Raw genomic sequence first — 4,297 nt, 5'->3', positions numbered from 1 at the left:
GGCCGCTTTGCGGCCCATCGCGACACAAGGCCGCTCCTACAGGGGACCGCGTGGGCTTCAGACAGTCACGTGAAGGCGCACATCCACATTCCCGCGGGTGGCATTGGAATACGGGCACACCTTGTGCGCCTTTTCCACCAGCCCTTCGGCATCGGCCTGGGCCAGGCCCGGCAGGTTGATGTGCAGGTCGATGTCCAGGCCGAAACCACCCGGGATCTGGCCAATGCCCACCTTGGCGGTGATCGAGGCATCTGCCGGCAGGGCTTTCTTCTCTTGCCCGGCCACGAACTTCAGGGCACCGATGAAGCATGCCGAGTAACCGGCAGCGAACATCTGCTCGGGGTTGGTGCCATCACCGCCTGCGCCGCCCAGTTCCTTGGGGGTGCTCAGCTTGACTTCCAGCTTGCCGTCGCTGGAGCGGGATTTGCCGTCGCGCCCACCGGTGGAGGTAGCTTCTGCGATGTACAGCGGAGTGACCTTTTGCATCTTGAGCCTCGCTAATGTGCTGTGCGCTCCCGTTGGAGGAGGGCGCGGGTTGGTGTGGGATTTAAATTAGCGCGCAATTAGTTAGCGCGCAAGATAAATATTCACCGTTCAGCCGAACGGCCATTGCATAGCTTAGCCGTCAGAGGTTTTTTTGCAGGCTTTCGCGCAGGTTCAGCAGGTCGGCTTGCAGTTGCTGCAACTGCTGCAGGCTGCGCCCGCTGGCCTTGAGGATGCACTGTGGCACCTCCTTGGCCTGCTGTTGCAGGGCGCGGCCCTTGTCGGTCAGTTGCACCAGCACCACCCGTTCATCTTCGCGGCTGCGGTTGCGCTGCAGCAGGCCTTCGCTTTCCAGGCGCTTGAGCAGTGGGGTCAGCGAGCCGGGGTCGGTCAGCAGGTGCTGGCTGATTTCGCCCACAGTAAGCCCGTCACGCTCCCACAGCACGAGCATGGCCAGGTATTGCGGGTACGTCAGGCCCAGCGCCTGCAGCAGCGGTTTGTAGACCTTGGTCATCAGCAACGAGGTGGAGTGCAGGGCGAAACAGACCTGGTTGTCCAGCAGCAGCTCGTCACAGGAGGCTTGGGTGTCGGCGTTCATGCAGGTCCTTGAAGGTCATCAATGGGAAATTCTGGCACGCTGATCATTAGTGCGCGCATTACTCGCGCAGTTCACTGCGCAGGGCCAGGTCCCAGGGTGGAATCGGGCTGAAGCGGCTCTTGAGGAATTCGAGCAGCAAACGGCTGCGAGAGTTCGTTTCATGTTCCAGGCGCAGTGCATAGATGCCACTGGTTTCGGCTTCAGGCAGGCCGCCGTCGCAAAACAAGGGCAGCAACTCGCCACGCAACAGGTATTCGCTGATCAGCCAAGTGGGCAGGTGGGCAATGCCCAGGCCGGCGAGCGCGCCAAACAGCAGGGTTTCGGCGTTGTTGGCGGCCATGCGCATGCGCGCCGGGCGGTACAGGCGGGTTTGCCCGGCCACCTCGAAGCGCCAGGCGAAGGGTGGCGCCAGGCCGTCCCAGTCGAGGCCGTCGTGCCCGGGCAGTTCGCTGGGGCAGGTGGGTATGCCGCGGCTGGCCAGGTAGGCCGGGCTGGCGCAGGCGATGCGCACCATGTAAGCCAGCGGCGTGGCGACCAGGCGGGTGTCGGCCAGCGGGCCGGCGCGCAGCACCAGGTCGACCTCGCCCAGGTGGCTGCCGTGCAGGTCGACGAAGCTGTCGATCAGGCGCAGTTGCACGTCCAGGCCCGGGTAGGCCACCAGGAAGTCGGCAATGGCCGGGGCCAGGTGGCGGCGGCCGAACGCGGCGGGGGCGTCGATACGGATCAGCCCTTCCGGGGCATTGCTCAACGACACCGCTTCGGCGCGGGCCAGGCGCAGCTCTTCGATGATGCGCCTGGCCCGCTCGGCAAAGGCGTTGCCCGCAGGGGTTGCACGCACAGCATGGGTGCTGCGGGTGAACAGGCGGCTGCCCACGGCGCTTTCCAGGTTATCGATGCGCCGCGCCACGGCGGACGGCGTCAGCGGGTGGCGGCGGGCAGCGGCCGAGAAACTGCCAGTCTCCAGCACATCGAGGAACAGGCTCAACTGGTCGGTAAGGGTATCGGGGCTCATGGCTGCCTTGCTTTTGCGAAAAACGCACAGCCATTGTGCGCTGCTGTGCGTTTCCCCGCCAGCGCGCAATCGTTAGCATGCTCGCATTATCTGTACAGGCGAACGAGGCCCTGATGATCGAGTGGTTGTTGTATATCGTGCTGGGCGCTGCCCTGGGCACCATGGGGGGCTTGTTCGGCATTGGCGGCGGGCTGATCGCGATCCCGGCGTTGGGCGTGCTGTTTGGCCTGGACCAGCAACTGGCGCAGGGTACGGCGCTGGTGATGGTGGTGCCGAACGTGCTGCTGGCGCTGTGGCGTTATCACCAGCGCAACCGCATCGAGTTGCGCCATGCTGTGCCGCTGTCGCTGTGCAGCTTCGTGTTTGCCTGGCTGGGGTCGATCTGGGCGGTGGGGCTGGACGCGCATTCCATGCGCCAGGGCTTTGTCGGCTTCCTGGTGGCACTGGCGGTGTGGAATGTGGCGCGGATGTTCATGAAGGTGGCGCCGGCCAGTGCCGAGATGCGCTATGCGTGGCCGTGGCTGGGTGTGCTGGGGGGCTTTTCCGGCACCATGGGCGGTTTGTTCGGGGTGGGCGGGGCCGTGGTGGCCACACCGATCCTGACCAGTGTGTTCGGCACGACCCAGGTGGTGGCGCAGGGGCTGTCGCTGGCGCTGGCGGCGCCCAGTACCTTGGTCACCTTGGTGACGTACGGGGTGCATCACAGTGTTGTCTGGGGTGTGGGGCTGCCGTTGGCGGTGGGTGGCTTGCTTAGCATCAGCTGGGGGGTGAAGTTGGCCCATGCGTTGCCGGAGAAGGTGTTGCGGGCGATGTTCTGTGTGTTTTTGGTGGTGTGTGCGGTGATGCTTGGTTTCGAACTTTGAGAATTTGGGGCCGCTTTGCGTCGCGATGGGGTGCGAAGCGGCCCCGGCTTACTTGAACCCTTCGACGATATAGCCGGCCATGCAATCAGTAATCGGCGAGGGGTTCTGGGTGCTGCGCACCAGCATCACATTGGCTACCGGCAGCTGCGGCAACCCTTCTTTTTCACCCAGAATCCGTATGTTTCCGCCAATCAGGCTCTGCAACTGCGCCGTCACCGCCAGCCCCGCCGTGACGATGGCAAAGATCGCGGCCAGGCTCGGGCTGGTGTAGGCGATGCGGTAATCGATGCCCTGTGCCTCCAGCGCATTGCAGGTCCAGGCCCGGCAAAAGCAGTCGGTATTGAACAACGCCACCGGCATTGGCCGTTGTTCCTGTGGGCAGAAGCCTTCGGCGGCGGCCCAAACCAGGCGTTCCTGGCGCAGCAGCTGGCCAATTTCGTTGCCCGGCTCGCGGGTGACGATGGTCAGGTCCAGGTCCTGGCGCAGCATCAGCTGTTTGGACGAGTCGCAATGTACCTCCACCTGCACCAGCGGGTAGGCCTGGGCAAAACTCGACAGAATGGTTGGCAGAAAGCGCATGGCATAGTCATCCGGCGTACCGATGCGCACCAGCCCGACCATGTGCGGCATGCGCAGGGTGTTGAACACCTCGCCATGCAGCTTGAGGATGCGCCTGGCATAGCCCAGCAACACCTGGCCTTCAGCGGTCAGCCGCACCTGGCGGCCATCACGCTCGAACAGCTGGCGCTGCAGGATGTCTTCCTCCAGGCGTTTCATCTGCATGCTCACCGCCGACTGCGTGCGGTTGACCACCTCGCCGGCGCGGGTGAAGCCGCCTTGCTCGGCGATGGCGACGAAGGTGCGCAGTACGTCCGCATCGAGGCTCTGGTACTGGGACATTGCATCAATCTCCGAGATGCATTGCATCAGAAACATTCGTTGGATTGATCTTATGCCCGGCATGACACTGAGGCCATCAACACGGAGGGCTTCACGATGAAAGGTCATGTCAGCAGCATCCAGCAACCTGCCTTTACCCTGAACCACCTGTGGCACGCGGCCTTGCAGCGCCCCGCGCGCTGGCTGCAACTGTACCGCCAGCGTCAGGAACTGGCCCGCCTCAGTGATGCGACCCTGCATGACCTGGGGTTGAGCCGGGCGGATATCCAGCAAGAGGCCGAGCGGCATTTTTGGGATGATCCGCTGCGTAAATGACGCCAGGCGCGGCTACTGCACTTGCACTTGCTTCGGCTTTTGATCTTGCTTCTAAACGCGCGGTAGTTCAGGCGACGCAGATTGCGACTTCAGGAGGCCGAGCGAAGGGCATGCGGAGGGAGGTGA

Annotated in this window: 6 protein-coding genes; 2 read left to right on the top strand and 4 right to left on the bottom strand. The window is 63.6% G+C overall.

Features of this window, described 5'->3' with window-relative positions:
- Positions 1-57 precede the first annotated feature (57 nt).
- The 3 genes from IAE39_RS29110 to IAE39_RS29100 all read right to left on the bottom strand — a co-directional run bounded on the left by IAE39_RS29110 (position 58) and on the right by IAE39_RS29100 (position 2,093).
- Complete coding sequence (locus tag IAE39_RS29110) at positions 58-486, bottom strand: organic hydroperoxide resistance protein (RefSeq protein WP_023632623.1); 429 nt, start codon at positions 484-486, stop codon at positions 58-60.
- 139 nt (positions 487-625) lie between these two features.
- Positions 626-1,081 carry a MarR family winged helix-turn-helix transcriptional regulator gene (locus tag IAE39_RS29105; protein WP_201207914.1) on the bottom strand — a complete coding sequence of 152 codons (456 nt, stop codon included), beginning with the start codon at positions 1,079-1,081 and terminating at the stop codon, positions 626-628.
- 58 nt (positions 1,082-1,139) lie between these two features.
- On the bottom strand, positions 1,140-2,093 hold the full coding sequence (locus IAE39_RS29100; RefSeq protein ID WP_201207913.1) for a LysR family transcriptional regulator: 954 nt from the start codon (positions 2,091-2,093) through the stop codon (positions 1,140-1,142).
- Positions 2,094-2,206: 113 nt separating this feature from the next.
- Between IAE39_RS29100 and IAE39_RS29095 the strand changes: the two genes are divergently transcribed.
- Positions 2,207-2,956, top strand: a complete 750-nt coding sequence (locus IAE39_RS29095) for a sulfite exporter TauE/SafE family protein (RefSeq protein ID WP_201207912.1) — start codon at positions 2,207-2,209, stop codon at positions 2,954-2,956.
- A gap of 48 nt (positions 2,957-3,004) precedes the next feature.
- Here the strand turns inward: IAE39_RS29095 and IAE39_RS29090 are convergent, their stop codons facing one another.
- Complete coding sequence (locus IAE39_RS29090; protein ID WP_201207911.1) at positions 3,005-3,856, bottom strand: LysR substrate-binding domain-containing protein; 852 nt, start codon at positions 3,854-3,856, stop codon at positions 3,005-3,007.
- A 96-nt stretch (positions 3,857-3,952) separates the two neighbouring features.
- On the opposite strand from IAE39_RS29090, the gene IAE39_RS29085 reads away from it, so the two are divergent.
- Positions 3,953-4,171, top strand: coding sequence for a DUF1127 domain-containing protein (locus tag IAE39_RS29085; protein WP_201207910.1), 219 nt, complete (start codon positions 3,953-3,955; stop codon positions 4,169-4,171).
- Positions 4,172-4,297 lie beyond the last annotated feature (126 nt).

Origin of the sequence: Pseudomonas sp. S37 (genome assembly GCF_016658545.1) — a bacterium.
In the GTDB taxonomy this organism is placed as follows: Bacteria; Pseudomonadota; Gammaproteobacteria; order Pseudomonadales; family Pseudomonadaceae; genus Aquipseudomonas.
Note: the sequence above shows the minus strand (reverse complement) of the source record. Positions and strands in the feature narration are given on the sequence as shown.

Coding starts and splice junctions, on each gene's coding strand:
- IAE39_RS29110 (WP_023632623.1), bottom strand. CDS start 486: ATGCAAAAGGTCACTCCGCTGTACATCGCAGAAGCTACCTCCACCGGT.
- IAE39_RS29105 (WP_201207914.1), bottom strand. CDS start 1,081: ATGAACGCCGACACCCAAGCCTCCTGTGACGAGCTGCTGCTGGACAAC.
- IAE39_RS29100 (WP_201207913.1), bottom strand. CDS start 2,093: ATGAGCCCCGATACCCTTACCGACCAGTTGAGCCTGTTCCTCGATGTG.
- IAE39_RS29095 (WP_201207912.1), top strand. CDS start 2,207: ATGATCGAGTGGTTGTTGTATATCGTGCTGGGCGCTGCCCTGGGCACC.
- IAE39_RS29090 (WP_201207911.1), bottom strand. CDS start 3,856: ATGTCCCAGTACCAGAGCCTCGATGCGGACGTACTGCGCACCTTCGTC.
- IAE39_RS29085 (WP_201207910.1), top strand. CDS start 3,953: ATGAAAGGTCATGTCAGCAGCATCCAGCAACCTGCCTTTACCCTGAAC.